Annotated in this window: 30 protein-coding genes; 21 read left to right on the top strand and 9 right to left on the bottom strand. The window is 35.7% G+C overall.

The features are described from left to right. Positions 1 to 68: 68 nt before the first annotated feature. The 3 genes from ABWU56_RS05980 to ABWU56_RS05990 all read right to left on the bottom strand — a co-directional run bounded on the left by ABWU56_RS05980 (position 69) and on the right by ABWU56_RS05990 (position 3,745). Positions 69 to 641: a hypothetical protein gene (locus tag ABWU56_RS05980; RefSeq protein WP_353281289.1), complete on the bottom strand. Its 573-nt coding sequence runs from the start codon at positions 639 to 641 to the stop codon at positions 69 to 71. Between the two features lie 76 nt (positions 642 to 717). Next, the gene (locus ABWU56_RS05985) at positions 718 to 2,184 is read right to left on the bottom strand and encodes a YifB family Mg chelatase-like AAA ATPase (RefSeq protein ID WP_353281290.1); all 1,467 of its coding nucleotides are present in this window, start codon (positions 2,182 to 2,184) and stop codon (positions 718 to 720) included. Next, a complete protein-coding gene (locus ABWU56_RS05990) occupies positions 2,117 to 3,745 on the bottom strand; it encodes a recombinase family protein (protein WP_353281292.1) in 1,629 nt (542 codons plus the stop codon). Before ABWU56_RS05990 ends, ABWU56_RS05985 begins: the two co-directional genes overlap by 68 nt. A gap of 318 nt (positions 3,746 to 4,063) precedes the next feature. Here ABWU56_RS05990 and ABWU56_RS05995 point away from each other — a divergent pair, with 318 nt between their 5' ends. Further along, positions 4,064 to 5,260: a hypothetical protein gene (locus ABWU56_RS05995; RefSeq protein WP_226079480.1), complete on the top strand. Its 1,197-nt coding sequence runs from the start codon at positions 4,064 to 4,066 to the stop codon at positions 5,258 to 5,260. Beyond that, positions 5,226 to 6,335 (top strand): hypothetical protein, encoded by a 1,110-nt coding sequence (locus tag ABWU56_RS06000; protein ID WP_264377340.1) that lies wholly within the window; start codon positions 5,226 to 5,228, stop codon positions 6,333 to 6,335. Before ABWU56_RS05995 ends, ABWU56_RS06000 begins: the two co-directional genes overlap by 35 nt. Before the next feature lie 12 nt (positions 6,336 to 6,347). On the opposite strand, the gene ABWU56_RS06005 is transcribed toward ABWU56_RS06000, so the two are convergent. The 5 genes from ABWU56_RS06005 to ABWU56_RS06025 are packed head-to-tail and all read right to left on the bottom strand — an operon-like array spanning position 6,348 to position 11,467. Continuing rightward, positions 6,348 to 8,369 carry an AAA family ATPase gene (locus tag ABWU56_RS06005; protein ID WP_264377341.1) on the bottom strand — a complete coding sequence of 674 codons (2,022 nt, stop codon included), beginning with the start codon at positions 8,367 to 8,369 and terminating at the stop codon, positions 6,348 to 6,350. A gap of 22 nt (positions 8,370 to 8,391) precedes the next feature. Continuing rightward, positions 8,392 to 9,618: an AAA family ATPase gene (locus tag ABWU56_RS06010; RefSeq protein WP_264377342.1), complete on the bottom strand. Its 1,227-nt coding sequence runs from the start codon at positions 9,616 to 9,618 to the stop codon at positions 8,392 to 8,394. After that, positions 9,615 to 10,103: a hypothetical protein gene (locus tag ABWU56_RS06015; protein WP_015587751.1), complete on the bottom strand. Its 489-nt coding sequence runs from the start codon at positions 10,101 to 10,103 to the stop codon at positions 9,615 to 9,617. The genes ABWU56_RS06010 and ABWU56_RS06015 overlap by 4 nt, the downstream gene beginning before the upstream one ends. A 23-nt stretch (positions 10,104 to 10,126) precedes the next feature. Further along, positions 10,127 to 10,924 (bottom strand): ATP-binding protein, encoded by a 798-nt coding sequence (locus tag ABWU56_RS06020; RefSeq protein ID WP_077188248.1) that lies wholly within the window; start codon positions 10,922 to 10,924, stop codon positions 10,127 to 10,129. A gap of 51 nt (positions 10,925 to 10,975) precedes the next feature. Continuing rightward, on the bottom strand, positions 10,976 to 11,467 hold the full coding sequence (locus tag ABWU56_RS06025) for an RNA polymerase sigma factor (RefSeq protein ID WP_077188249.1): 492 nt from the start codon (positions 11,465 to 11,467) through the stop codon (positions 10,976 to 10,978). Positions 11,468 to 12,320: 853 nt separating this feature from the next. Between ABWU56_RS06025 and ABWU56_RS06030 the strand changes: the two genes are divergently transcribed. The 10 genes from ABWU56_RS06030 to ABWU56_RS06075 all read left to right on the top strand — a co-directional run bounded on the left by ABWU56_RS06030 (position 12,321) and on the right by ABWU56_RS06075 (position 21,165). Then, positions 12,321 to 12,791: a hypothetical protein gene (locus tag ABWU56_RS06030; RefSeq protein WP_015587746.1), complete on the top strand. Its 471-nt coding sequence runs from the start codon at positions 12,321 to 12,323 to the stop codon at positions 12,789 to 12,791. Between the two features lie 133 nt (positions 12,792 to 12,924). Then, complete coding sequence (locus tag ABWU56_RS06035; RefSeq protein ID WP_226079475.1) at positions 12,925 to 13,395, top strand: hypothetical protein; 471 nt, start codon at positions 12,925 to 12,927, stop codon at positions 13,393 to 13,395. Between the two features lie 19 nt (positions 13,396 to 13,414). Beyond that, a complete protein-coding gene (locus ABWU56_RS06040) occupies positions 13,415 to 14,908 on the top strand; it encodes an ankyrin repeat domain-containing protein (protein WP_353281295.1) in 1,494 nt (497 codons plus the stop codon). Beyond that, positions 14,905 to 16,734, top strand: coding sequence for a phage terminase large subunit family protein (locus tag ABWU56_RS06045; protein ID WP_264377347.1), 1,830 nt, complete (start codon positions 14,905 to 14,907; stop codon positions 16,732 to 16,734). Before ABWU56_RS06040 ends, ABWU56_RS06045 begins: the two co-directional genes overlap by 4 nt. Further along, positions 16,727 to 16,951, top strand: a complete 225-nt coding sequence (locus tag ABWU56_RS06050; protein ID WP_143689022.1) for a gpW family head-tail joining protein — start codon at positions 16,727 to 16,729, stop codon at positions 16,949 to 16,951. The genes ABWU56_RS06045 and ABWU56_RS06050 overlap by 8 nt, the downstream gene beginning before the upstream one ends. After that, positions 16,952 to 18,379: a phage portal protein gene (locus ABWU56_RS06055; RefSeq protein WP_208571635.1), complete on the top strand. Its 1,428-nt coding sequence runs from the start codon at positions 16,952 to 16,954 to the stop codon at positions 18,377 to 18,379. It begins immediately after the preceding gene. Next, the gene (locus ABWU56_RS06060) at positions 18,376 to 19,482 is read left to right on the top strand and encodes a S49 family peptidase (RefSeq protein WP_264377348.1); all 1,107 of its coding nucleotides are present in this window, start codon (positions 18,376 to 18,378) and stop codon (positions 19,480 to 19,482) included. The genes ABWU56_RS06055 and ABWU56_RS06060 overlap by 4 nt, the downstream gene beginning before the upstream one ends. Then, positions 19,457 to 19,828, top strand: a complete 372-nt coding sequence (locus tag ABWU56_RS06065) for a head decoration protein (protein WP_264377349.1) — start codon at positions 19,457 to 19,459, stop codon at positions 19,826 to 19,828. Before ABWU56_RS06060 ends, ABWU56_RS06065 begins: the two co-directional genes overlap by 26 nt. Before the next feature lie 33 nt (positions 19,829 to 19,861). Further along, positions 19,862 to 20,866 (top strand): major capsid protein, encoded by a 1,005-nt coding sequence (locus tag ABWU56_RS06070; protein WP_264688347.1) that lies wholly within the window; start codon positions 19,862 to 19,864, stop codon positions 20,864 to 20,866. A gap of 83 nt (positions 20,867 to 20,949) precedes the next feature. Then, the gene (locus tag ABWU56_RS06075; protein ID WP_410542166.1) at positions 20,950 to 21,165 is read left to right on the top strand and encodes a hypothetical protein; all 216 of its coding nucleotides are present in this window, start codon (positions 20,950 to 20,952) and stop codon (positions 21,163 to 21,165) included. Here the strand turns inward: ABWU56_RS06075 and ABWU56_RS06080 are convergent. Further along, a protein-coding gene (locus tag ABWU56_RS06080; RefSeq protein ID WP_353281091.1) for an IS5 family transposase occupies positions 21,162 to 21,925 on the bottom strand; the annotation gives its coding sequence in 2 pieces (ribosomal slippage) (positions 21,162 to 21,571 and positions 21,571 to 21,925; 765 coding nt in all). The two genes, ABWU56_RS06075 and ABWU56_RS06080, sit on opposite strands and share 4 nt — an antisense overlap. A 16-nt stretch (positions 21,926 to 21,941) precedes the next feature. Between ABWU56_RS06080 and ABWU56_RS06085 the strand changes: the two genes are divergently transcribed. From ABWU56_RS06085 to ABWU56_RS06125, 9 genes are read left to right on the top strand one after another with little or no spacing between them, the layout of a single operon-like run. Beyond that, positions 21,942 to 22,121, top strand: coding sequence for a hypothetical protein (locus ABWU56_RS06085; RefSeq protein WP_353281297.1), 180 nt, complete (start codon positions 21,942 to 21,944; stop codon positions 22,119 to 22,121). Beyond that, positions 22,114 to 22,602, top strand: coding sequence for a phage tail protein (locus ABWU56_RS06090; RefSeq protein ID WP_264377374.1), 489 nt, complete (start codon positions 22,114 to 22,116; stop codon positions 22,600 to 22,602). The genes ABWU56_RS06085 and ABWU56_RS06090 overlap by 8 nt, the downstream gene beginning before the upstream one ends. Next, positions 22,583 to 23,056, top strand: a complete 474-nt coding sequence (locus tag ABWU56_RS06095) for a hypothetical protein (protein ID WP_065094331.1) — start codon at positions 22,583 to 22,585, stop codon at positions 23,054 to 23,056. The genes ABWU56_RS06090 and ABWU56_RS06095 overlap by 20 nt, the downstream gene beginning before the upstream one ends. Next, positions 23,043 to 23,498: a phage baseplate assembly protein V gene (locus tag ABWU56_RS06100; RefSeq protein ID WP_264683012.1), complete on the top strand. Its 456-nt coding sequence runs from the start codon at positions 23,043 to 23,045 to the stop codon at positions 23,496 to 23,498. Before ABWU56_RS06095 ends, ABWU56_RS06100 begins: the two co-directional genes overlap by 14 nt. A gap of 8 nt (positions 23,499 to 23,506) precedes the next feature. Further along, a complete protein-coding gene (locus ABWU56_RS06105) occupies positions 23,507 to 23,761 on the top strand; it encodes a PAAR domain-containing protein (RefSeq protein WP_065094333.1) in 255 nt (84 codons plus the stop codon). A gap of 5 nt (positions 23,762 to 23,766) precedes the next feature. Beyond that, complete coding sequence (locus ABWU56_RS06110; RefSeq protein WP_264683014.1) at positions 23,767 to 24,102, top strand: GPW/gp25 family protein; 336 nt, start codon at positions 23,767 to 23,769, stop codon at positions 24,100 to 24,102. 9 nt (positions 24,103 to 24,111) lie between these two features. Further along, complete coding sequence (locus ABWU56_RS06115; RefSeq protein WP_264683015.1) at positions 24,112 to 24,909, top strand: baseplate J/gp47 family protein; 798 nt, start codon at positions 24,112 to 24,114, stop codon at positions 24,907 to 24,909. Positions 24,910 to 24,915: 6 nt separating this feature from the next. Next, on the top strand, positions 24,916 to 26,133 hold the full coding sequence (locus tag ABWU56_RS06120; protein ID WP_265028060.1) for a phage tail protein: 1,218 nt from the start codon (positions 24,916 to 24,918) through the stop codon (positions 26,131 to 26,133). Between the two features lie 20 nt (positions 26,134 to 26,153). Beyond that, on the top strand, positions 26,154 to 26,840 hold the full coding sequence (locus ABWU56_RS06125; protein ID WP_353281298.1) for a hypothetical protein: 687 nt from the start codon (positions 26,154 to 26,156) through the stop codon (positions 26,838 to 26,840). Positions 26,841 to 26,843: the final 3 nt, after the last annotated feature.

A 26,843-nucleotide genomic window follows, 5' to 3' on the forward strand; every position in this document is an offset into this window, starting at 1 on the left:
TACTTAGAATGCAAAAAAAAATTGTGAAAAAGGGATAGAAGCCTATCCCTTTGCTTTGTCAAAGTTACTTAGAGAATAATGCTTTTTGCTCCCCCAACTGCTGAGACAACAGTATCAAAGAATATTGTACGGACATTTTCATCATCAATAAATTCTAGATTATCACCATTAGCTTTAGGCTTATTATTACCTTCTCTTACACAAGCATTAAGTACACCTTGCTTTACTCCCTCAATTTGCCTTGCCTTATCACTATTCTCTTTATTGAGATCTTTAATTTGACTTGCCTTATTACTGTTTTTATATGCATACACAGGTGCAGTTATTAAAGCTGCTACTGCAGCAAGAACTATCAAACTAGCAATGAGTGGATGAGCAAATGCAAAATTAGACATTGCAGTAATCGCAGGATTAACAAGTGTTGCAGCTTTTGTTCCAACTGTACCAACAAAGGTTGCATAAGCTGGACTTAAAAAATAAGCAGCTGTAAGTGAAGCTACTGCTGCAATTGCTACAAAAGTAAAAACTGTTTTACGCGGATCTTCTTTTACAAGATTCCAACCTTGCACAGGAACTTCTTTAGCTGCTGACCAAAGCCCTTCACTTATGTATTTATTTTTTATTTCTCCAATTGTTTTCATAACTTTACTCCAAAAATATTAAAATTTCACTAATGGCAGTATATGGCAAAAAAAGTTTTCTGTCAAGCAGATTAATTTATTTATACATTCTTATTCTGTAATTCAGCGCTTCTGCAATGTGTGCTCTTTTTATTTCCTCACTTTTCGCAAGATCTGCAATGGTTCTTGCAACTCTTAATATGCGCGCGTAACCTCGATTGGAAATATAATTTTCTTTCAGTACGTATTTTAGCAATTCTAACCCTTCCTGATCTGGTTCAGTGAATTTATTTAATGCTTCACCACTGACTTCTGCATTGCAACGAATATTAAATTTACTATAACGCTCAGTTTGAATTTTTCTCGCTGCTATCACCCTTCCTCTTATAACCTCGGTACTTTCTCCCTCCACAGAGATTTCAGGAGAAAGTATGCTAACGTTTGGCATTTCGATGCATATGTCTATTCTATCAAGCAATGGTCCTGATATTTTATTTCTATAATCTGTGCCGCATTTTGGAGCTTTGTTGCACGATCTACTTGCATCACCTAAGTAACCGCACCTGCAGGGATTCATTGCAGCTATAAGTTGAAAATTAGCTGGATAAGTAATGTGAGCATTTGCACGTGCAATAGTTACCTTTCTATCTTCAAGTGGTTGGCGTAGAGAATCAAGCACAAGCCTTGGAAATTCAGGTAGCTCATCAAGAAATAACACACCATTGTGAGCCATGGTGATTTCCCCAGGCTTTGCATTTTTTCCTCCTCCTATCATCGCTGGCATGGAGCATGAATGATGAGGTTCACGAAAGGGACGAGTTACTTTAAATGTTTCGTTACCGGCTTTTGTTATGCTAGAGATAATATTAACATCAATCATCTCCTGCTCAGTCAAATCAGGTAATAGCCCTATAAATCGCTTAGCAAGCATTGATTTTCCAGTACCAGGAGGTCCAACAAGGAGCATATTGTGTCCACCTGCTGCTGCAATTTCAGCTGCTCTTTTTGCAACAACTTGACCTTTAATATCCTTTATATCTGGAACTGAATTTTTTTCTTTGGGTGCAGCGCTATAGTTAAAAGTTACCGGCTGAATTAACTGCTCACCCTTAAAATGTCTGATAATATCGGTTAATTTCTCTATAGCCAGAATAGAAACATTCTTTACCCATAAAGCTTCTACTCCATTTCCCCTTGGGCAAATTACTCCTTTATTTGCCTGTTTTGCATTGATTGCTGTTGGAAGTACTCCTGAGATTGGTATGACTCTGCTGTCTAGTGCAAGCTCGCCCATAATTATATAAGACTGAACTTTTTCAACTGGTATCACATTCATTACAACAAGTAATCCAACAGCAATAGCTAAATCATAATGACTACCTTCTTTAAGCAAATCCGCAGGGGAAAGATTAACTGTGATTCTTTTTGGAGGTAGTAGTAAATTAATTGAGTTTAATGCCGCTCTGATGCGCTCTTTAGATTCTGCAACAGTTTTATCAGGCAGTCCAACAATATTGACTGCTAGTACAACATTGCATAATTCTATTATGGCTATTTTGATCAAAATTTGCAAGACTTTTTATGCGAAATACTATATACAAGTGATTGTGATTGATTTCAATTTGATGAATTAACATTCTAATAATATTTTGCTTAGTCTGCCAATCCACTTGATCAAGCTTTGATTCAACACTTGAGGAAAAGTTTTTCAAGCTATCTGTAACAAGGCTCAATTCTTGTTGTAGTTTTTTTTGATCAAGCGTTCTTTCTTTCTCTTCTTCAATTTCTTTCAAATGCTGTTTCATTGTTGTGATTCTTGGTTCAAATTCTTCTTGGCTTATAAACCCTTTAGCATAGCTATCAATAAATTTTTTGATACTTAATCTTAACTTACTTTCTTGCTTTTCACGTGTTTGATTATGTAAAGGTTTTTTGTTCTCTGATAATCTACGTTGATATTCATTTGCAATCCTATCTGGCTCTTTCAAGATACTCTTGACTTCTTCCCATATAACTCCATCTAATATATCAGTGCGTATTGATTTATTATCGCAGATTTTATTGCCATTGAATTTGCTAGAGTTTGTACCAGAGCAACGATAGTAATAATATGTCGACTTTTTATGAACGTGGTTTGTACCACAATAAGTATATTGACAACGTTGACATACCATTAAACCTTGCAATAAATATGTTTCTCTTCTTTGTCGTACTCTTGCTCTTTGCCTATTTTCAGTTAGTTGTGCCTGCACTGAATCAAATAAATGCTCATTGATTATTTTTGGTACTGGAATATAAGTCCAATTCTCTTTATCACTATTAAAGCGACCACTTTTAAGTTTACCACAAGTTCCTTTTTTTGATTTTTTTACTTGTGGTTTTGAGCATGTCCTAGTTTTACCATAAGCTGCTTGTCCTATATAAGCAGGATTTTTTAACATGTTCCAAATAGTGCTCCTTTTCCAATACCTTTTTCCTGTTCGTGTTATTACCGGTATCTTATTCAGTTCATGTACAACTTCTCCTATACTTGCTCTTTCTTGGCCAACCCGACTAAATATTTTACGCACTATATTTGCCTCTTCTTCATCAACCTCAAATTGAGCACTTCCTTCACCTACATGTTTTGCTATGTAGCGATAACCGTAAGGCGCCCTACCCATCACACTTATACACCCAGCTTTGGCCGCATGAAGTTTACCTCTACGGTTTCGTTCCATAATCTTTGCACGTTCATACTCTGCTATTGCTCCCTGAATCTGTAGAAATAAATGGGAATCCGGATTATCATCAAACTTATGATTCAAAAATACTATTTCAGATCCAGCCTTTTTAAACTCTTCGAGTAAGATCATTTGATATGAAAATTTACGTGATAGCCGATCAGGTGAATGAATATATATCTTATCAATCTTACCTTCTGCTACTCTATCACGTAAATTTTCTAAGCCAGGACGTTCTAAATTTGATCCACTATAACCATTATCGACAAACTTATGCTCATCTAATAACTCATGTCCATCGCTACTAATGCGACGCTCCAATTCTACAATCTGACTCTCTATCGTATTCTCCTGTGCTTGTTGTCTTGATGAAACTCTTGCATATAAGCTTACTGTTGTCATTTTCTTTCACCTCCTTTATTTTACATTTCAATAATTGTTCATAAGCATCTGCTAGATATGTATCTGCCAATCGATTAGGCTTATAACCCCAATAAATAGCCAACTCTCCTTTTTGCATGTTTTTCTTCCTGTGAATTTTTTTATAGGTTAGGAGACTTCTATTAAACTAAACCAATGCACACCTTATGTCTCGTTTAAGAAAGCTATCTAGTTCACACAAATTCTCCCTAATAAATATACAAGATTTGAAGAAATTATGTCCAAAAAATCTTTGCCTAAATCATCATATTATGTATAACATGGCTTATTTAATATGTTATGGAGATTTATCCAAGTCATAAATTCTGGGAGAGCGACTTAGAAGTTCCTGTTAACCTTTTATTAGATCGTTTTCAGGATTCTAATATACGTCAGTCTTGGTTAGATTCCCTTTCTGGTAAACAACTGAGCATTATTTTTCAGCATTGCTTTAAAAATCATTTAAATGGACAACTTTTTCAAGACGGAGACTACGATGATAGATCCACTCAACAAAAACGTAAGATACTTGCCAGTTACTCTGACTCTCTTTTTAACTATTATCTCATTAGCTACTTTGATCGTACGAAACTTGAAGCTACAGTCAGTGAAGTAGCAAGATTTGCCCTCACTCAAGAGTTAATGAGATCGTACCTGATAAAAAATAATACTAAGTATGATAAAAGATCCTTGTTATTTTTACTGTTTCACATAAATTGTGAACTTCTAAAATCTGTCTATCACTTTGATAAAGTACAAAAGAGAGGTTTCGTATCATTTGCTCTACAGAAATCACCAAGACAAATAAACACTTCATTCAAGGAATTTATGTCACAAGAAGCTGTAGAGCAGATACTGAAGTTTGAAAACCAATTGCAGGGTTTTTTCCATCATCAAGATCGGATATATATGTTTGTACGTCGAGGAAGTGACATGGATTTACTGCTTAATTCAAACAAAGTTGTTCATGGCCATAAACCTGAGTGGATGATTTTAGATTTTTCGATTGATGGTACAAAGGTTAATCTCTGTGCTAAAAATACCAATAAAGCTGTGGAAATAGCAAATAGTATTGTAAGTGGTTATTTTAACTGCGAATGTACTTTTGTAAATATACAGGATAAGAACTTTCTACTACAAGTGCATAAATTCCTTCAAGCATGTATAGAGGGTTCTGACCCTAATATTTGTATATTTGAGTTAAATTTTAAGTCAGATTATTTTAAAAATAGTAATACATATCTTACTTTAAGTGTAAAGCCGTACGATCCTATTGCACCAGAGTTACATATTTTAAAGCCGTCTATTGGCAACATACTACAATCTATTCAATCAGCTAAAGTAATGTTCCAAAACAAAAAGGTAACATTTTCTTTCAAATCAAGTGGGGAAATTTATTATTCAGAGCATCCGCTCAATAAAAAAGAAAGAGAGGACCTGAAGAAACATATGGAACAATCTTATGGTCTTAAAATCCTTTCACGAGCAAATTGCTGATCTTTTAAGTTCAAATAGTTCTTGGGTTAATCCAAGTCAAAATCACATTAAAGCAGCAAGATACTTATTTGATCTTGGATTGATAAAAATGCAAGAAAGGTACTATATTGTTTGCTCTCGTGAAGAAGATCATCTTGATTGGCCAAATGTAATTGATCCAAGTTGTAGCAATGAGATTTTTATCGATCCAGACTTTGATGAAGCATGTGATGACGCTATTTGTGAAAACTGTTCTCGTCATATTTTGCCTAATACTTATAAAAAACAGAGATTTCATCTCTTATCCATATACTTAAATATAGAGAAAATCATAGACTGGTTTGAAACAAAGTTGAATGATTCAAGACTTATGTGGGAAAAAGTGGAAAAAGGAGTTTATTATATTTGTAATCAAGGTCGTATTGTAAATCTAATAATCCTTGATTTTTGTACTGATGCGATATTTTTAACTATAGATAAACTTAGAGTCCATCCGACAGTTCTCATCACTCTAAAAAAAGATATACCAAATCTATTGCTGAATCTATATGTAGTGCCAATGGTGAAACTGTTTTGTCAGCTTAAGACTGTAACTGAGATATTCCAAGAGGCAGATAAAAGAGGAGTACCAGAGGTGGTAGAAAATACTTCTTTGCAAGTTTTACCAGCTTCATATATTTCGCTTAAACGTGTTGAACCAATTATACCAACAAAACTTTTGGAGTTACAAGTAGTTAAAGGTATGGTATATGTTAATAGTATTGAAGTTATAAATAAAAAAGCTGCATCATGCCTTAATATTTTTCGAATATTGTTCAAGCAATTTTTACATGACTGTGAGAAAGAATTACCACCTGAAAAACATACACTTCTCAATATTAATCAGTTAGAAAAACTCTTGGGACTTAGTTTAGAAGCAGATTTAGAACATCAAATCAGAAAACCATTAAACAAGATGCAAAAAACGATCAAAGCTACATTGGCTGAGAAATTAGGATTAAGTATTGAACGTGATGATGTAATACAAACCCTTGGTTGGCAAAGATCATCACATGGTTATCGTATTAACCCTTTTACTTTGACTATAAAAAAATAGAGTTTTTTGTTATCAAAAATAGTTTTTTTCAGCTCCATGAATAAATTTTCCCACTCCACGTGCAAATGGTCCTGTTTTAATATCGAGCCATTTATCCTCTTTTGAACCATTAGCCATTCCTTTAACTATTTGCTTTGCCTGTAAAAGCTCTTGCACTATACGCTCTAATCTATCTCTTCCCATACTATGAAAAACTTCAGGCAGTCTATGTCGTTGTTTATGTATTCCTGCACTTCCTGTGTGAGTAAATGGATGTCCTGAAATAGCAGCTCGCGCAATTGAATCAATAAGATATATTTTAAGATCTTTATCGCTAATATTTTGAGCTTTTAATTGTTCAGTGATGTCTTCCAATAGCCCTGTTTCTTCATTTCTTAGGTAAGTGCGTATGGTACGATCAGCCAGGCCATTTGCTTTAACAACAGCTCCATAAAATAGTGCATTTTGTCTTGGGATTTTTCTAATTGACCTAAAAATCATTGGTTTAGTCATATCTTCAACAGGCCAAAAAGCAAAAGAACACCTGACTCCATTTACGAGAGCAGAAGTGCCTCGAATAGCATCTCGTGCTTGCTCTACTGTTGATATAGGCTTTTCTCCCTTCAGCTTTCTCATATGATGTGCAGTAATTATTGAAGCTCCAGTGCTACATGCTAAATCAGATAATAAACACATGAGATAATCCCCTACTGCTGGATCAGCATTTAAATCTGCATGAATGAAAGAAGCAAGGGGATCAAATATAATGAGCTTTAAATCCTTTATCCTGCTCAGCTGCTTCATTACCGACTCAAATTCTGGAGAGATTTCTACAACTTTACCGCGAACGTTCTTAAGTATGGTAAGAGATCCTCCGATGTTTGGTAATGGTACAATAAATAGCCTACCTTTATATTTCAATCTCTCGCATTTTGGATCAAGTCGTTCTAAGCGACGATGTATTTCATTTGTATCATCCTCCGCAGAAAATACCACCACAGATCCATGTTCAGTAACAAGTGGACCAAATCCGCATACCTGATCTATGCTACCTGCAACCTTAAGGGCTAGGTCAAGAAGTAGCATACCTTTGCCTGTATCTCCCATTGCAGCCAAAATGGAGGTTACACCCAAAGGAAATAATCCTTCAACCAAGAATCTTTGCTTTGGTACTGGGCCTACAAAACGCTCTACGCTCCAGCTAAAAATATCAAGTGGTGGTTTAATAATTATTTTTCTTGAGTTTTTTTCGATAAATTCTTCAATATTTATTCCCTCTAACACACAATCAGCAGCATCCCAACTCTTTGGTTTATTCGGTGGAATCTTAAGCGTAGCAAGTGATGCAACACCAAGTTCTAAAAGTCTCTTTTCAGCGTTTTTGGTATATTTATTACCTGCTTCATCGTTGTCTGGCCAAATAATAATATGCTTGCCCTTAAGCGGAGTCCAATCTGTTTTATCAATAGGCGCATTTGCTCCAAACATTGCTGTTGTTGCAGTTATTCCTTTCTCTATAAGTGCTTCTGCGCATTTTTCTCCTTCAACCAGAACAACCTTATCAGATTTTAAAATACCTGGAATGTTGTAGAGTGGCCTTATTTCTGGCTCTTTGAATCTTTGTTTTTTAACATCAAATGGTTTAAACTGTTTTTTCTCTAAAGGAGGATCATAACGGTAGACTATTACAATCAATTGGTTATTTTCATCGTAGTAGTTCCAACTACAAGTTAAGTATTGTTCTAAATTTCTCTGTTCTTTGAAGTTGGTTTTTCCAAGCCATTCACTTATTGAGAGCATTACTTCAGGAAACTCTATTCTCGCATTCTTCCCGTGTACCGTTGCCCAAAGATCAATAATGTCACCACCTTCTCCAGTTGCAAAATCTTTCCATAATCCGGCTCTTTCGCCTGTTAACTCTATTACAGTACTTTTGCCCTTGTTACCCTGTACATCACCTACATAAAACTTATCACCACGAAATGTCCCTCTTGGTAAAAGATGAAAAAGACAAGATCTGATGTTTTGCAAAAGCTGAGTTTTTAGCTCTAGCATAGTGTCGGTTTTTGTGGATAAATTAAGCCGTAGCTATAACTTTAGAGTTCTGCCAACGCCCATTTACTCTGCTAATGAATTTTGCTGGTATTGATTTACCGTTTCTTAGCTCATATACTACTTGCAAGACATTTGTACGTTTATTTGGTTGAAACATTACCATACCAGATGTATAAAAACTTCTTAAAGCATTAGCACCAATTAAAGCTTGAAAAGGACTTTTTGCGAGTGTAGCTGTGGATACTTTTCTGGTATGACGTGTAATAATGATTCCAGCCATAGGATTAATTACAGAACGTAGTTTTTCTACTCTGCTTTGCAGGCCAGAAAACATATTTTCATAGTCAAGAGAATCCAAAACGATAAGATCTATCGTTTTAAATTTTTCTCCTATTATATCTTTTATTCTCTCTATACCTTCATCATTTAAAGTTAATCTCATCTTTGTAGTAACAATCAAGTTTTCCTCTGCTAGATTTGGCAGCCTTTGATTAGTTATGATTTGTTGTATGCGTTCCCTGATATAATTGTACTCCATCTCATTTTGCAGATAGATTATTTTTAGTGGCCTTGCTGACTTCATCTTAAGAAACGACACTCCTGCTGCAAGATGTGCAAGCAAAGAGAGAAGAAAATAACTTTTGCCAACCTTTGGCGTACCACCAATGACTAAAAGACCACCTGGAGTGAGAATTCGTGGAGCTATTATATCTTCTGGTATTGGTGATTGATCACTTAAGTACTGCTTTACAGAAAATATTTTTTCTTCTCTTTTCCGCCCTTTTTTTTCTCCACTCTTTGATTTTTTATTGAGCCACTTTCTAGCAGAATATATATCACCCTTAATTAAAATCCAAAGATCAATAATATCACCACCAGTTCCTTCAGTAAAATTACGCCAATCACCAGCTTCCTTACCTACTATTTTAACTGTAATTGTATTTCCATTTAAGTCTCCAATATAAGTTTTTTCTCGGTAAAACTCACCATTTGGAAGTAGGTAAGAAACACACTCCTTGATATTATCAATTAATAACATCTTTAACTCTTTTTGCTTTTTAGACATAAAATTCCCATACATATTTTTCATACGTGTAAAGTTGAGATTAGCTAGCTCACAAACAGTTTCAAAAGATTTTGAATTCAGCCAATTAATTGCTTCTTCTCTTAGCTTTGGGTTTTTTCCTACTGCGTCCTGAATACCTCTAGTAACGACAGCAGACCAAAGCTTTTCCTCGTCGTACTTCAAAATGGTACTCTGTCAATTTCATAATTTTTGCGGTATTCTGGAGTAACTACCGAGGCAATTTTGTTCTTCTCTCCATATTCATCAGTTATAACACCTACCTTTACTGTAAACTCTAAGCCATTTAATTCTGCAACTGAATTTAACTTACGAGCAAGGATTGCATTTTCTGAGTTATCATGTGGATGAATGTCACGTGCCGATTCCAAGATACTGCGAAGCATAGAACGACCCATTTCTCCCCAAGTATCTTCTGCTTTACTACTTTTAATACCAATTATTTGATAAATTTTGTGCTTTGCGTATGGGCCTTCAATAACGGTAAATTCTGTATTTAAATAAATGCTACCGGTAGTGGGGCTTTTAGTAAACCAATGCTCATAACCTCCAGGCTTGATTGTCATTTTTACCTTTACTATTGTACCTTTTGGTATCAATCTACTTTGCGGTTTTACAGTGTTAAAATCAGTTAATAGGTTTTGTAACATATATCACTCTCCATGTTTAAATTTTAAAACTTGCTTTTAATCTTTGTAAGCAGCTTGCCTAAATGCGGTTCTTCAACCATACTCAGGCGTCCACTGCGGTCTTTAGCTGGATATCCCCAAGGGTTTAAAGTGTGGCAAACAAAAGAGCGTTTCTCCGTTCCATCATCTCTCTTGATTCCAACCATACTGATTACTTCATCAACTATTCCAGGAATCTCACTAGCAGTTTTAGTCCCTTCGCATTGAGGTAGCCAAATTGGACGATTGAAATCATCGAGATATTGACCTAAAGTGCCAACTATGATGATGTCTTTGTCTCTGATGTGTTGAAATTGATTGAGCCAAGCCATCATTTCCTGAGCAAGTAATCCATATGCAGCTCTCATGTCCTGTTTTCCCGATCTCTCAGAAAAAGCCTCAGGTTGCATTTTTGCCCATAATAGACATAAACGTGAAGCAACGGTTATACTATCTACAAAGATGCATCGGTATTTAGAAAACTCAGGGAAAAGATCTTTGTACTTACCAGATACATGTTCATGGTGTCTTTGGCTATATGCTTGATCATACTTCAGCGCAGGATTAGGCCCCCCTATAAGACAAGCAATATCTCTAGCTTCATTCCAAGTGCGAAGACTAATTGAATCTCCTTGCCAATCTTGAACAGCAAGAAGCCCTGCTTCAAAATCAAGGCAAAGTGTTGGTTCATCTACGGTCTTTAGGAGACTTGTTTTACCAATACCATAAGGACCAAAGATGACCATTTTTACAGTTGATATTGTTTGCAATCTTTCATTATTATTCAAAATTTTAAGAACCATTATTTATCCATGCTACGATGTATATATATACAAGAAAGGCAAAAATTTTGTTCAATTTTTCTTTTTGCCTTCGTAGTAAATGGGAGAAAGTTTGGCACGTATCTTCTTGATAATATTGTTTAAAGTGGTTCTTGAAACGTTGTTCATTTTGGCAACTTCATGTAAGTTAAAAAATTTAAGTTGCTCACATATATTTTGCCATTCCTTTGGTAAAACCGAGATCATATAGTCTACATCAATGCGTTTTGTTATTTCACCCTCAAGTAGCTCTGTTACATCGATACTAATATAGTTATTGATATCGCGTTTTGCACATCGCTGTTTCTTTAACAGGTTAATAGCTTTATTTTCAGTTAATCTTGCTACAAAGGTGTTAAAGCTACTTTTATCTTCATCATACTGATCAAGGCATGGCCAAATTTCACAGAAGAGTTCTTGCTCAAGGTCTTCGTTATTCTCATCAATAAAGCACTTAGCAAGTTTTAGTCTATAGGCTTGGTATTTTACGTTTTTAACAATTATAGCTATATTTTTTAATTTCATGGTTTTCCCTAAAACAAATTAATGCTTTAAGGATGGAAGTTATTAATGCCCTTATGTAGGACAGGAGCAAAAATAAATAATACTGATGCAATTTTTAATCTATTGATATTCTATTGTTTTTTTTTGAGAATAATACTGATGCAATTTAAAATAATACAGTTCAGGTTTTTGGAACCTATTTTGAATGGATTTCAAAGAATGGGTAGCTCAGGCTTCCTAAAGTTATATTAAAAACATATAAGAATTTCATATTTTGAAATTCAATATCACCTAAAGAGCTAAAAATGTGGATTTCGCTATTAAAAGAATAGCTTAAATTTTTAAGAGGAAAATAGTTGAAAAGTATGCTCTCTATAACCTTAAGTTCCGTTCCTAATTACTGGCTTCCTAAATCAGGAATTAGGAAGCAGGAATCTAGAATTAGCCTGTATGGCGGGTTTTCACCATGCGTTCCTAAAACCGTTCCTAGGAACGGCATATCTGAAGTCCGCCAATATGGAGGATTCTAGCTTCCTGAAACCCTTATATATAATACATATATAAAAATATACACATATATAAAAACATATAAAATATAAGAGTAGAATAATAAAAACCTCTAAAAGTAGAGAAACCCGTTTGAAAGGTCTTCAAATTCAAGAATTATAAAAAAAAATTCCTAAAAATTTGAAGATTTTTTGGACGAAAATTTTTCAAATCTTGTATATATATGTACACAACAATTGAAAGGCTTGGTAAACAAACTGGCTGTAAAAGAGTTTTTATGTTAGTTGTTAAATTTCGAAAATTAAAGATTTTTTGGACGTAATTTTTTCAAATCTTGTATATATATGTACTCGGCAATTGAAAGGAAATGCTCACCCTAGATCTTGGCAAACAAACCGGCTGGACTATTTTAAATGATGGAATAGTGCAAAGTGGAAGTAAGAGTTTTCATGTTAGCAGGTTTAGTGGTGGTGGAATGCAGTTTTTAAATTTTCGTAATTGGCTTAATTCACTTAAGTATAAATTTCCAGGCATTGAAGTTGTATACTTTGAAGAAGTGAGAAGACACTTGGGAACTGATGCTGCACATATCTATGGAGGGTTTTTAGCACACCTTTCTGCTTGGTGTGAAGAAAGTAATATTCCCTATCAAGGTGTTTCGGTTAAGACTATTAAACGTTTTATAACTGGCAAGGGCAATGCAAGTAAAGCTGATGTAATTGAAGCAGTGCAGGAAAAGGGTTTTTGTCCAACAGATGATAATGAAGCAGATTCTTTAGCATTAATGTTCTATGTTATGAATTTTAGTAAAGATTTTAATACGTTGGAAATATCATAAAAAGTGGGTCCTTTTGGCCAAGCTGGAGGGTTTGGTGGTCCCGACCTCGGGCCTTCTTTAGCGTTAGATATATTTCAAATGTTAACTACTTACGAAATTATAGCTGAGCAGTGCTAAAAAAGGAGAAAAAAAGGTGAGAATTACGCAAGCAGAATGGGCAAGGGAAAAAGGGTTTTCGAGGCAATATGTCTGTTCTTTAGTAAAAAAAGGAATAGTTGAGCTGGAAGATGGACTTATTGACCGAGAACAAGCAAATGAAGCGGTAGCAGCAATAAGAGATCCAAGTCAACCACTTAGGAGAAAAGAGCGCGGAGAAACACTTTCAACGATATTGCTAAAAACGCGAATAAAAAATGAAACCGAGCGTGGTAAACTTTTGGAAGCTAAAGTGAAAGCTGAAATAGGCAAATTTGTGTCAATTGAAGAGGTAAAAACTGAAGCATTTAACGTAGCAAGAGTTGTCCGTAATAATTTGCTTAATATTCCAAATAGAGTTTCAGCGCTGCTTGCATCACTGAGTGACACTGAAAAGATTCATATGGCGCTAACTGAAGAGATTACAAACTCATTACAAGAATTATCTAATACTAAATTTCAAATATAAAAAAGATTTTGAATATAAAATGACTGATAACTTAAGTTTGGAGTTAATAAAGTGTCTCATTAATCAACCTGGATTAGATGTTAATGTCAGAGGATTAAATGGAAAGACACCACTACATTGTGCTATAGAATTTGATGAATTAAGCATGGTGGATTTATTACTCACGAAGAAGAATATTAATCCTTTTGTGGAGGATAATGAAGGTAAAACATCTCTTGATTACGCCAAAGAAGGGAAAAAAGCAGAAATATTACAAGCGCTAATTAATAACAAGTACGGGTCAGAACAAGATAGCTTACTTCATTTAGCTGCAATGATAGGTGAAGTTAATGCAGTTAGATATTTGATCAGAAAAGGTATTGACGTTAATGTACGAAATGCTCTGCATCATACTCCATTACATCTAGCAGCAGGCATAGGACATGAAAATGTTGTCAAAATTTTAGTGAAAGAAGGAAATGCTGAAATAGATGTCTTTGATGCACGAAATCAGACACCAATGCACTATGCAGTTAATAACAAAAAGCTGGAGATAGTAAAGTTACTACTGAGACTAGGAGCAGATGTGAATAGCGCGCGCATGGGACAAAACTCAATGAAATTGTCACCTGTTCATATAGCTGTAAGTAATACTAATTACGATGAAAGAGACTTATGTCTTGATATCCTCAAATGCTTAATAAAGGAGCCTAATGCTCAAGTAAATTTGCAGGACTACGAAAATAAAACACCACTACATTATGCTGAAAGACTGAAAACAATAGAAGTTTTACTAACGCGAGAAGATATAGACCCTCTGGTAAAAGACGATAGCGGTAAAACACCATTTGATTACGCTAAACCTGAGATAAAGAAGGCTTTGATGAGTAATAAATACGGTTCTGAAAAGAATAGTCTACTCCATTTAGCTGCACAAAGAGGAGAAATTGAGATTGTAGATGCAATTTTAAAAGAAGAAATCAATATTGATATTGTAAATAATAAAGGTCACTCTCCGATTTACCTTGCTGCAGAAAGAGGACATTTACATGTAGTAAAATTACTACTGAAAAAAGGAGCAAATTATACACCTGTTCTGCACTTAGCAATCAAATCAAATAATTTGGAGTTACTTAAAGTTTTATTTACTGAAAAAAATGGGTCATTGCTCTGCAGAGATACCGTTATTAATTTTCCAACCCTTCATAATAAATATATAGCACAGAGAGAAATAGCAGATAAAAGGACGAAAAAACATAATAATATTATCTGCATCTATACTACAGTCAGCGCAATAGCAGTAGCAGTATATATAGGGTTGATAACAACAACAATAAGCAGTGCAATCATTTTTGCAACAATAACAGGGATATTTGCTTTTGTTATAGCAATAATGGTAAGTGAGATGAGCAAAAGATATATAGAAAACGAATTTCAGAAAAAGATGTTTATGGAATTGGAGGAGTGTGGAGGAATAAACTCTACTGTTAACAATATTGAGATAGAACCAATTATGAGTAGATGCAGACAATGATATACGCCACATCTTTTTCTGAAGGTTTAAAACCAGATCCAGAGCTTAAAGTATCAGAGTGGGCGAATGAGTATCGAGTTTTAGCGCCAACTGCAGCATCAGAGCCAGGTAAATGGAGAACAGAAAGAACTCCTTATTTAAAAGAAATCATGGATTCACTATCTCCTTCTTCACAGGCTGAAAAAGTAGTATTCATGAAAGGAGCGCAGATTGGAGGAACAGAAGCTGGTAACAATTGGATTGGCTATATTATCGATCAAACACCAGGACCAATGCTAGTAGTACAGCCAACAGTTGAAATGGGAAAGCGTTGGTCAAAGGGAAGATTTGCACCGTTAATAGAGAGTACGCCATGTTTAAAGAGTAAAGTAAAAGACCCAAGATCAAGAGATTCAGGGAATACTGTACAAAGTAAGGAATTTCCAGGTGGAATAGTTGTGATTACTGGAGCAAACAGCAGTGTAGGTCTCAGGTCTATGCCAGTAAAGTATCTCTTTCTTGATGAGATTGATGCTTATCCAGGAGATTCAGGAGGAGAAGGAGATCCAGTACTGCTTAGTATTGCTCGAACTAATACCTTTGCAAGGCGAAAGATTTTTTTAGTGTCAACACCAACGATTCATGGAATAAGCAGAATTGAGAAAGAATTTGAAGTAACAGATAAGAGATATTTTTTTGTACCATGTCCGCATTGTAATTATTACCAAATATTAAAATGGTCACAAATAAAATGGGAAGATAAAAATCCAAATACAGCACACTATATATGTATAGAATGTGGTAAAAAGATAGAAAATCATCAAAAGACAGGAATTCTTGAGCGTGGAGAATGGAGAGCTACAAATCCAATAAAAGGTGAGAAAAAAGGATTTCATCTTTCAAGTCTTTATAGCCCAGTTGGCTGGTATAGTTGGACTCAAGCAGTAGAGGATTTTCTCCATGCGAAAGAAAGTGAACAATTACTGAAAGTTTGGATAAATACTACGCTTGGAGAAACCTGGGTAGATAAAGGAGAAGTACCGGACTGGAAGCAATTATTTAACAGGAGAGAATTTTTTCAGATTGGCACAGTACCAAAAGGCGAAGTAGTTCTCACAGCAGGAGTAGATGTTCAAAAAGATCGCTTGGAAGTAGAAGTTGTAGCCTGGGGAAAAGGCAGAGAAAATTGGTCAATAGACTACCGAGTATTTGAAGGAGATACAGGAGGTAGGGAAGTATGGGGAAAACTCTCTGAGCTCTTAAATCATCATTTTATCGGTGAAAATGGGCTTGAGTATATGATAAGCATGATGGCAGTAGATGCAGGATATGCGACACAAGAAGTATACAATTGGGTGAGAAGTCATCAAGGCTGTGGAAGAGTAATGGCAGTCAAAGGTGTAAATAAAGCACTAGTACCACTTAGCAGCCCAAGTAGAGTAGATATAACAGTTGGTGGTCAAAAGCTAAAGAGAGGAATAAAGCTCTGGCCAGTAGGAGTATCGATATTAAAATCAGAGCTTTTTCAATTACTTAATATTTTAAAAGAAGAAGAGGGAAAAGCTCTACCTGGATACTGTCATTTTCCTGAGTACGCACCTGAATATTTTAAGCAGCTAACAGCAGAGCAGTTAGTCAGCAAGGTAGTAAAGGGATACACCAAACAGGAGTGGCAAAAGGTAAGAGAAAGAAACGAAGTGCTAGATTGCCGAATTTATGCGAGAGCTGCATCTATTGCGCTTGGAATTGATAGGTGGCAAGAAAATAAATGGAATAGTTTGAGTGGAAAAATGGAAAGTAAAAAACCTAAAAAAGTGAGACAGAGTAAGTGGTTGGAAAATGTATAACGAAGAGTATTTAGTTCAAATTGAAGAAGCGATAAAGAAGCTTCAGAGTGGCGAAAGAGTAGTATCAATTGCATATGGTGATCATGTGGTGAGATATGCTGAAGTTCAGATAAATGATTTACTAAACTTAAGACAACGTATTAAAGCTGAGCTAAAGATTGTTGGAATGAAACCGAAGAGAAAGATTGTTTTTTCAACGAGTAAAGGAATTTTATAAATGCTGCTAAAAACCTTCAAGCAATTATTTAACAAACCAAAGATAAAAAGCTCAGCATGGGATGCAGCAGGCTCAGGAAGAAGATTTTTTCACTTTCAACCAGAGTTAGGAAGTATAAACAATTTGCTGTCTCAAAACCTTGAAACTTTACGTAGTCGATCACGTGATATGGTGAGAAAAAATCCATATGCAGCAAATATCATTGATACCATAGTGAGTAACTCTATTGGGACAGGAATAAAACCGCAATCAAAAGCAAGAGATGGAGAATTTCGAAAGAAAGTACAAGAATTATGGCTAAGATGGACAGATGAAGCAGATAGTAACGGAGTAAGTGATTTTTATGGATTACAAGCTCTAGTATGCAGAAGTATGATAGAGGGAGGAGAATGTTTTGTACGCCTCCGAAATCGTAAACTCGAAGATGGATTTTCTGTACCATTACAACTGCAAGTACTTGAGTCTGAACATTTAGATAATAAAACAAATCAAACTTTAGGAAATGGTAATGTAATAAGAAACGGGATTGAGTTTAACAGGCTTGGGCAAAGAGAAGCATACTACCTATTTAAAGAACACCCTGGTGAAAGTATGTTTGGAGAATCAGTGAGAGTGCCAGCAAATGATGTTTTACATATTTATAGACCATTAAGACCTGGGCAAATCAGAGGGGAGCCTTGGCTTTCTAATATACTGCTGAAGCTTTATGAGCTTGATCAATATGATGATGCAGAGCTGGTGAGAAAGAAAACTGCAGCAATGTTTGCAGGGTTTATTACAAGACTTGATCCTGAAGCAAATATTTTAGGAGAAAGTGAAAGTAATGAGCAAGGAGTAGCACTATCTGGTTTAGAGCCAGGAACAATGCAGCTTTTAGACCCAGGAGAAGACATAAAATTTTCAGAGCCGTCAGATGTAGGAGGAAGTTATGAAGCGTTTATGAAACAGCAACTCAGGGCAATAGCGATTGGTACAGGGATAACATATGAGCAACTAACAGGAGATTTAACCGGTGTTAATTATTCATCAATTAGAGCAGGATTAATAGAGTTTCGTAGGAGATGTACAATGTTACAGCATAACATAATGGTATTTCAGTTTTGCCGTCCTGTATGGGATAGGTGGTTAGAGTTAGCACTACTTTCTGGAGAGCTAGACATAGGTGAAGAATGGACAAAGGGAAAAGAAGGAGCAAAAAAAGAAGTAAAATGGATACCACAGGGATTTGATTGGGTCGATCCGCTAAAAGATCAGCAAGCACAGCAAATGGCAGTAAGAAATGGATTCAAGAGTCGAGCGGAAGTAGTATCAGAAATGGGTTATGATGTAGAAGAAATTGACCAAGAAATAGCAGAAGATCAAAGACGTGCAAGTGAACTGGGCTTAAGTTTTGATTCTGACGTTACGGCCAATCAAGAGGTGATATGAAACAACAATGGCTAAACAGATGTGTAATGGTAGAACCAAGGAGTTTTGAGTTACTGTCACTACAAACAGGAAAGCAGCCTATCTTTAAAAATATAAAACATGCAGTAAGAAATAGTGAAAGAGGAATAATACCGATACATGGCATTTTAACTAAAAAACCTGGTGCATTTGATGAAATGCTCGGAATGACATCATATGAGCAAATAGAAGAACAAATTACACAAGCATTAGCAGATAGTAGCATAGAGACAATTATACTGGAAATAGATAGCCCCGGAGGAGAGGTAAACGGTATATTTGACCTAGCTGACTTTATTTATGAATCAAGAGGAAAAAAGAGGATAATAGCGATAGCAAATGATGATGCATATTCTGCTGCGTACGCTATAGCTTCTAGCGCTGAAAAGATTTTTCTCACCCGCACTTCAGGAGTTGGGAGTATAGGAGTAATAGCAAGTCATATAGATCAAAGTGGATTTGATGAAAAATGTGGAATAAAATATACCACAGTGTTTGCAGGAAGTAGAAAAAATGATTTAAATCCACATGAGCCAATAACTTCTGAGAGTTTAGAAAATCTAAAAAGCGAAGTGAATCGTTTATATGAAATGCTGGTTGAGCTAATAGCACGCAATAGAAACCTTTCTGTAGAGGCAATCAAATCAACAGAAGCAGGGCTATATTTTGGCGAGAAAGCAGTAGAAATAGGTCTTGCAGATGGAATTACAATTCTTTCAGAGTTTAAATATATTAATAAAAACAGGAGTATTACTATGAACGAACAAACTATAACTGACCTAAAAGAAGAAACTAATAATTTAACTAAGTATCGTACTGAAGTTCTTGAATTAATACGTTTATGTAATATATCAAAGATGCCAGAAAAGATAGGAGAATTTATTGAGCAGGGCGTAAGTGTTGAGCAAGCAAGGGAGGTTTTAATGGAATTACTTGCAGAGCAAACGAAAAAGACAGAGATACTGAGTGCAATACCACAGAATTCAGGAGAAGAGTTGATGATGCAGGTAGCGAAAAGTCGTAGGCATTTAAAATATATAACAAAAGGAGAAAAGCAAAATGAGTACTATAACCGAACAAAATAATCTAGGTGACTTATTAAAGTATGAGGCATCAAGCCTGTATTCAAGAGACTCAATAGCAGTAGCTAAAGGTCAAAATCTTAAACTTGGTACAGTTGTTGGTCGTGATAAAGACAACATGATTAAGGTAATAAATCCAACTGCCACAGATGGCACACAAACAGCGATAGGTGTAATAACAAGCGATGTAAATAGCAAAGATGGAGATACTAAAGCAGTAATAATTACTCGTATTGCTCTTCTTGCCGATCATGCAATTGTATGGCCAGCAAATATCACTGAAGAACAGAAAGCTGAAGCAATAAAGCAACTTGAAGTACGAGGGATCATTATCCGCAAGGGAGTTTAACTAAAATTAATAAGAAAAAAAGGAGAGAAAGAAATGCAAAATCCATTTACAAATACAGCATTTAGTATGACGGCACTAACAAATGCGATGAATATATTGCCGATAAATTATGGACGTGTTGAAAATTTAAATTTATTTCCAAGTAGGTCAGTAAGATTTCGACATATTACTATAGAAGAACACAACGGAGTATTGAGTTTACTGCCAACACAAGTACCCGGAGCACCAGCAACAGTAGGAAAAAGAGGAAAAAGAAAGGTAAGAACATTTACGATTCCACATATTCCACATGATGATGTAGTGTTACCAGAGGAAGTACAGGGAATAAGGGCATTTGGATCAGAGAGTGAACTTAAAGCGCTGGCAGATGTAATAACGGACCATTTGCAATTGATGAGAAACAAACATGCAATAACGTTGGAACATTTGCGGATGGGAGCGCTGAAGGGAATAATTTTAGATGCTGATGGGTCAGAATTATTAAATTTGTACAACGAATTTGAAATAACACCAAAAGTAGTAAATTTTGCACTGGGAACAGCAACAACAGATGTAAAACGTAAGTGTCTGGAAGTATTGCGGCACATAGAAGATAATCTAAGTGGTGAATATATGACAGGAATTCATGCTTTGGTAAGCCCTGAGTTTTTTGATGCACTTACTTCTCATACTAAAGTGAAAGAAGCATATGAGAGATGGCAAGAAGGAGCAGCGCTAAGGAATGATATGAGGTCAGGATTTACGTTCTGTGGCATAACATTTGAGGAATATAGAGGGCAAGCAACTGACCCTGAAGGAACGGTGAGAAGATTTATTGACAAAGATACAGGGCACTGTTTTCCAGTAGGAACAGCAAGCACATTTACAACATACTTTGCACCAGCAGATTTTAATGAGACAGTGAATACTCTTGGACAGCCACTCTATGCAAAACAAGAGCCAAGAAGATTTGATAGAGGGACTGATTTGCATACGCAGTCAAACCCTCTGCCAATGTGCCACCGTCCAGCAATACTAGTCAAGATCGTTGTAACATAGGTAGAGCAAATATAAAGCGGTGTGAGGCAGAAGAATGCTTTACCTCTTCTTAGCATATGAATCTTAGTATATAGCGGAGAAATGTGCAAGAGAATATTAAGAGATTATTTAAAGATTGTTTTGCCCATTTAGGAGAAGTGGCTTTATATAAATCAAAGGATAAGTCATATATTGTACAGGTATTAAAGCAACAGCCAGATAAATTATACGAGATTGGTGAAGGACAATTTGTGGGAGAGATGCTTTTTCTTGAGGTAAATGTTTTTGATGTACTGAGAACCTGTCTTGAAAGGAGTTAATTGGCTAATTTAGTAAGCATAGAAGTAATCATATTAAATAAGATATTGTTTTTTGAAGTAAGAGGAGAATGTTCGTAATCCTTGCTCATGCGTCTAAAATTGGAAAGCCAGGCAAAGGTTCGTTCTACAATCCAACGTTTAGGAATAACTTGAAATCCTGTATCAACCAATTTCTTGGTAATCGTTAGCAAACATCCAGTTTCCAACAAACATCGATTTTGTAATTTACCTTTATACCCTTGATCAGCAAAAAACCTACGTAATGTTGGAGCTTTGCATTTAGCTTGAACAAAAAGATTGGTAGCACCATCACGGTCCTGAATGCTTGCGCTGTGTACTTCTGCAGTAATTACAAGACCTAGTGTATCTACAATAATATGACGTTTTCTACCCTTTATTTTTTTACCGGCATCATATCCTCTTGATCCCCTTTTTGAGTCGTTTTCACTGATTGACTGTCAATTATACCTACTGAAGGTGTTTCATTTTTGCCAACCATTTTTCTTACCTCTTTTACTAGCATGTCATGTATTTTTTTCAATTTTCCATTATTACGCCACCTGAGAAAATAGTCATACACCGTTTTCCATGGAGGAAAATCTTTTGGTAGCATTCTCCACTGGCAACCACCCCTCATTATGTACCTTATTGCATTAATAATTGTTCTTATGTTATGTTTTCTTGGTCGTCCTATCGCTCCTTGTGCAACATAGGGCTCTAAAATTTCCCATTCCTTGTCACTTATATCACTTGGATACAACTTACCCTCCTATTTTTTGCTTACCTCATCATACTCTTTTCTTCATTACCTTTCAAGACAGGTTCTGAGGCCAATGGTGGGAGATATTTTTGTTATTGATGGCCGTAAATATAAAGTATATTCTCCACCACTGCGAGATAATTCAGGAATAGTATGGAATATAAAATGTACAGTACTTGGAGAGAAGGATGTTTAACATTGAGGTTAATGAAAATATTGAGAGAATTATTCACAACATTGATGCTAACAAAGCCAAAATAGAATTGGCAGCGGTAAGAGCGCTAAACAAAACGGCATTATGGTTAAAATCTCAGGCTGTCCGAGAAATCAGTGAAGAAAAGCAAATTAGGCTAAAAGTAATTAGAAAAAGACTAAGAATTATCAAGGCAAGGAAAAGCACTTTGAAGGTTTTAATTAGAGCATATCTGTATGATATAAATATAAAACAAGCAAAAATAAGAACAGCATTTAATGATGCATTTATGGCAACGATGCCAAGAGGCTATCGTGGTATTTTTAAACGTGTAGGAAGAACAGCACTACCGATACAGGAGGTTAAACTACCACTTGAACCTGAGGCTTCAAGGATAATAGAAAATCTTGTTAATTATGAAGTTGAAAGGATATTTGAAAAATATTTTACACATAAGTTATTTTATGACGGCATTTTGGACTAATTTACATGAGGCAATCTGTAATACGCTAAAGGCAGAGATACCAGCAATTCAAACTTGTGAGGTTTATCCAGCAATAAGGAAAGAGTTAGCAGCTCCAGCGGTATTTATAGAATTGTCAAGTCTAGAGCAAGGAAAAGATCCAGGAACAGAGGAGCTAGCGCTGAGAGCAAAATTTGAGGCACGAATAGTGATCGATAGCACAATAGAAAATGCCCCTATTATTGTCAGATCATTAGCTGCTGAGGTTGCCAGAGTAGTAAATAAAAATACTTGGAACGTGAAAAATGTTTCACCAGGAGAATTTATATCAGGAGGAGGAGATGATTTTAGGCCAGAGCTCGATGCATATTTAGTGTGGATGGTAGACTGGGCGCACGAATTGCATGTAGGGCGATCGATTTGGGAAGTGAGTAAAATAAAACCTCATTTAATCGATGTGAATGTTGGAAAGTAATTTTGCAATTTCAGAATTGCGGAGGAAATTGGCCAACATTGTCCGTATAGGCATTGTCGAAAAAATAGATTATGAAAAAGCTAAAGTAAAAGTTAAAATAGGTGAACTTGTAACAGATTTTCTTCCATGGATAACAAATAGAGCTGAAAGTTGGTCACCACCAAATATTGATGAACAGGTAATAGTATTATCACCATTGGGAGAATTGTCTTTGGGGGTGGTGTTACCGGCAATATATCAGGAAAAATACCCTCCTCCAGAGAATAAAAAGGAAGTAAATAATGTAAAATTTCAAGATGGGACAAGATTTACATATGATAAAGAGAAACATCATTTAGAGATTGAAGTAGTAGACAAGATAACACTGAATGTTGGGGAATCAAGTGTAGAGATAACAAAGAGCGAAATAAAACTAAAAGCAAAAAGAGTAAATCTAAATTAGGGAAAGGAATGAATAAATCAGTTATACGCCTAGGAGATCACTGTGAAGGAGCGTTGCTGCATTTTTGTATAAGTGGAAGCAGAGATGTATTTATAAACGGAAGACCTGTCTGTAGGCAAGGAGATAATTTTAGTGAAGGAAAAGTAATGACACAAGGGTCGAAAGCAGTGTTTGTAAATGGCAAAGCCATTGCTCGTACTGGTGACCTAATTTCCTGTGGAGCAATAGCAGAAGAAGGGAGTGATAACGTTTTTGCAGGGTAAATAATATGCGTGGTATGAGTTCTGAAACTGGTAAAACAATAAGTGGTATAGAGCATTTAAAACAATCAATAGTTGATATTTTAACTACGCCAATTGGCACTCGTGTTATGCGCCGAGATTACGGATCAAGGTTATTTGAGCTGATTGATCATCCAATTGTACCTGGTTTTGCACAAGAACTTTATGCAGCAGTTGCAGAAGCATTAGAAAAGTGGGAGCGTCGATTTAAGCTTAAACGTGTACAAATAACAGAAATAAAAGAAGGTAAAGTAACTCTCATTTTAGAGGGAACCTATCTACCAAATGGAGAGCCGATCCGCCTTGATGGTATTATAGTATAAGGTAGTAGGATGAAAACACCAAATATTGTCGAAACATTAAAATTTGAGGAAATCTTTTCGCGAATGAAAGAAGAGTTAGTGCGTCGGAATGCAAGTTTTTCTGCACTAACTGAGAGTGATCCAGCAATAAAGATACTGGAAGTAGCAGCCTGGCGTGAACTTTTGCTTAGGCAAAGGATTGATGATGCAGCACAGGCAAATTTACTTGCTTTTGCAAGAGGTAATGACCTTGATCACTTGGCTGAATTTTATGGTGTGCTGAGAAAGGAGTCAGAGAATGATGAATCCTTAAGGAAGCGGGTAAAAGCCAAAATTGTTGGTTGGTCAACAGCAGGGAGTAAGGAGCATTATCGCTATCATGCATTATCTGCTGACACGAGAGTAAAAGATGCGCAAGTGGTATCACCTATACCAGGAAGTGTACAGATTTCAATACTTTCCACAGAAAATGGTGGAGTACCTTCAGAAGAATTGCTAGAGATCGTCAGAAATCACGTTATTCGCGATGATATTCGTGTATTAACAGATACGCTTACAGTTATTGGCTGTGGTATTATTCCCATTACTATTCATGCTAAAGTGCATATTTACCCTACTGCATCCAAAGATGTTATCGAAGCTGCAAAGGAACAATTTATCAAAGATCTTGAATCTGCTAAAGGTTTAGGGTGGAATGTTACCAGATCATGGATTATTGCCCACCTCTTTATAGAAGGTATGCAGAATATAGAGCTTACAGAGCCGATAGAAGACATCGTCGTGCAAGATAATGAATGCGTTACTTTAAATAATTTAAGTGTTAGGTAAAAATTGGTGATACTTCCTCCAAATGCTTCAAAGCAAGAGCAAATACTTACAGACATAATTAATTATTCTTTTGATGCAAATTCTCTACGGGGATTTAAATTTAACCCACAGACTGAAATGTTGCCGTGGCTAGTAGCGGAATACGGCTTGGGAGAAATTTTATCCTGGGGTAAGAAAGCTACTAAGAGTGCATTAAAAGAATGGGTCTTAGCTAAGCAAAACGGAATAAGATTTCAACGTTTGCGCGGTACACCACAGTCACTGAAGATGGCGCTGAAGTGGGCAAACATTGATAATATTACCATTCAAGAAGAACCACCAGGAGAGCATTTTGCTGAATTTCAAATTGGCATCTCTGATGTTCCTAATGACTTTTTTGTCGATAGTGTAATTGCTCTGGCAAAACTTTCTGCACCGGTAAGATCTCGATTAATGCGAATATTCAATGACTATTACAATGCTCAGCGGTTTATGTTAGATGAAAGTATTTTTGGAGATCTTCTTTCAGACTACTCAGGTGTAAAAATAGCAAAAGAAGGACCAGTATTATCGTTTGGAAGAAAAAACTCATTTGAGCTGAAAATAGGAAATCCAAGATTTAAATTTGGCACTTTTAGATCACATTATGATAGAAGTTACAGTAATGATTTATATAGGTTAGATGTTGCAACATTAGGAGAGACAGAGCCTCACACGAAGAATTACAACGGTACATATGAAAGAAATCATGAGTGGTACAACTTAGAAGCACTATATCCTCTACCACAGAGTTTATTGCCAGAAATTAAGTTTGCTAAAGCATTGATAGTATTGTCAGATAGTTGGAATTTAGGGGATATCAATGCTTGTTTTGCATCAACTACTTATGAAGAAATAGAGCATACATTTCACTTAAGTGAAGATAAACTTTCTGAGCAGATTTGGAATTTTCAACGTACACCAATTTTAGAGCGATTTAGTATAACTTATTACTATGAAGCGAAGAATTTTACTGATCAAAAAATAATAGAGTCTAATTTAGTGGAATATCACGTTGATTGTAAAAATGATTCAGATTCAAAACAGAAAGATCCCATTCATGAGCTAGAAAATTACGTAGCAGCATTCTATCTAGGTATGGTTACTTGGCATGAACATCGCCACTTACATCGCCCTTGGAAAGATTTTGATCCTATTATTGCAAAAAAATTGGACGTTTTTTCTACGGATCTTGTATATACATAATATCAACTGCACAATCAACTATGTCAGTACTCACACAATCAGGCAGAGCAGCTATTGCTGCGAGCATAAAAGAGCAACCGATACATCTTGCTTGGGGATCTGGAGATTCTACCTGGGAAAGCAGCTACAAAGTTGAAAAAACTTTTGCAGCAGGCGGCAAGATAAGTTTAGATTACCACACTATTAAAGATGTAAAAGTTTATACAGGGCAAACAATTTATCAGTCAAGCATAGATTATATAGTTGATAGTAGCTCAGGCACTATTGAGCGTGTAGAAAATGGTGCAATTATAGCAGATAGCGTAATCACTATAGAGTACACTCAAGACACACCACCGGAACTAATTACTTCTGCAACATTAATTAAGGAAGTTGGACGTCGTGTTGTTGATGAGATACTCTTTTGTACTGGTGATGATGATGGAGAGCTTCTAACTCCCACAGGTAGGTTTAAACCCTCAAATGTACCAACCAATAATTTGTACCTTAAATTTACTTTCGATTTCACGGATGCAGCAAATCAAGTTATCAGGGAGCTTGGGGTTATGGTTGGTACTAAAGTAAAAAAAGAATTACCTAGAGGACAGAGATATTTTGAACCTCAAGATATAGAAGACCATGGGATTTTATTGGTTTTGGAACATACAGTACCACTTATCAGAACATCTGCAACTCGGGAAACTTTTTCATTTGTTGTAACTTTTTGAAAC

Origin of the sequence: Wolbachia endosymbiont (group B) of Horisme vitalbata (assembly GCF_964028625.1) — a bacterium.
Classification (GTDB): domain Bacteria; phylum Pseudomonadota; class Alphaproteobacteria; order Rickettsiales; family Anaplasmataceae; genus Wolbachia.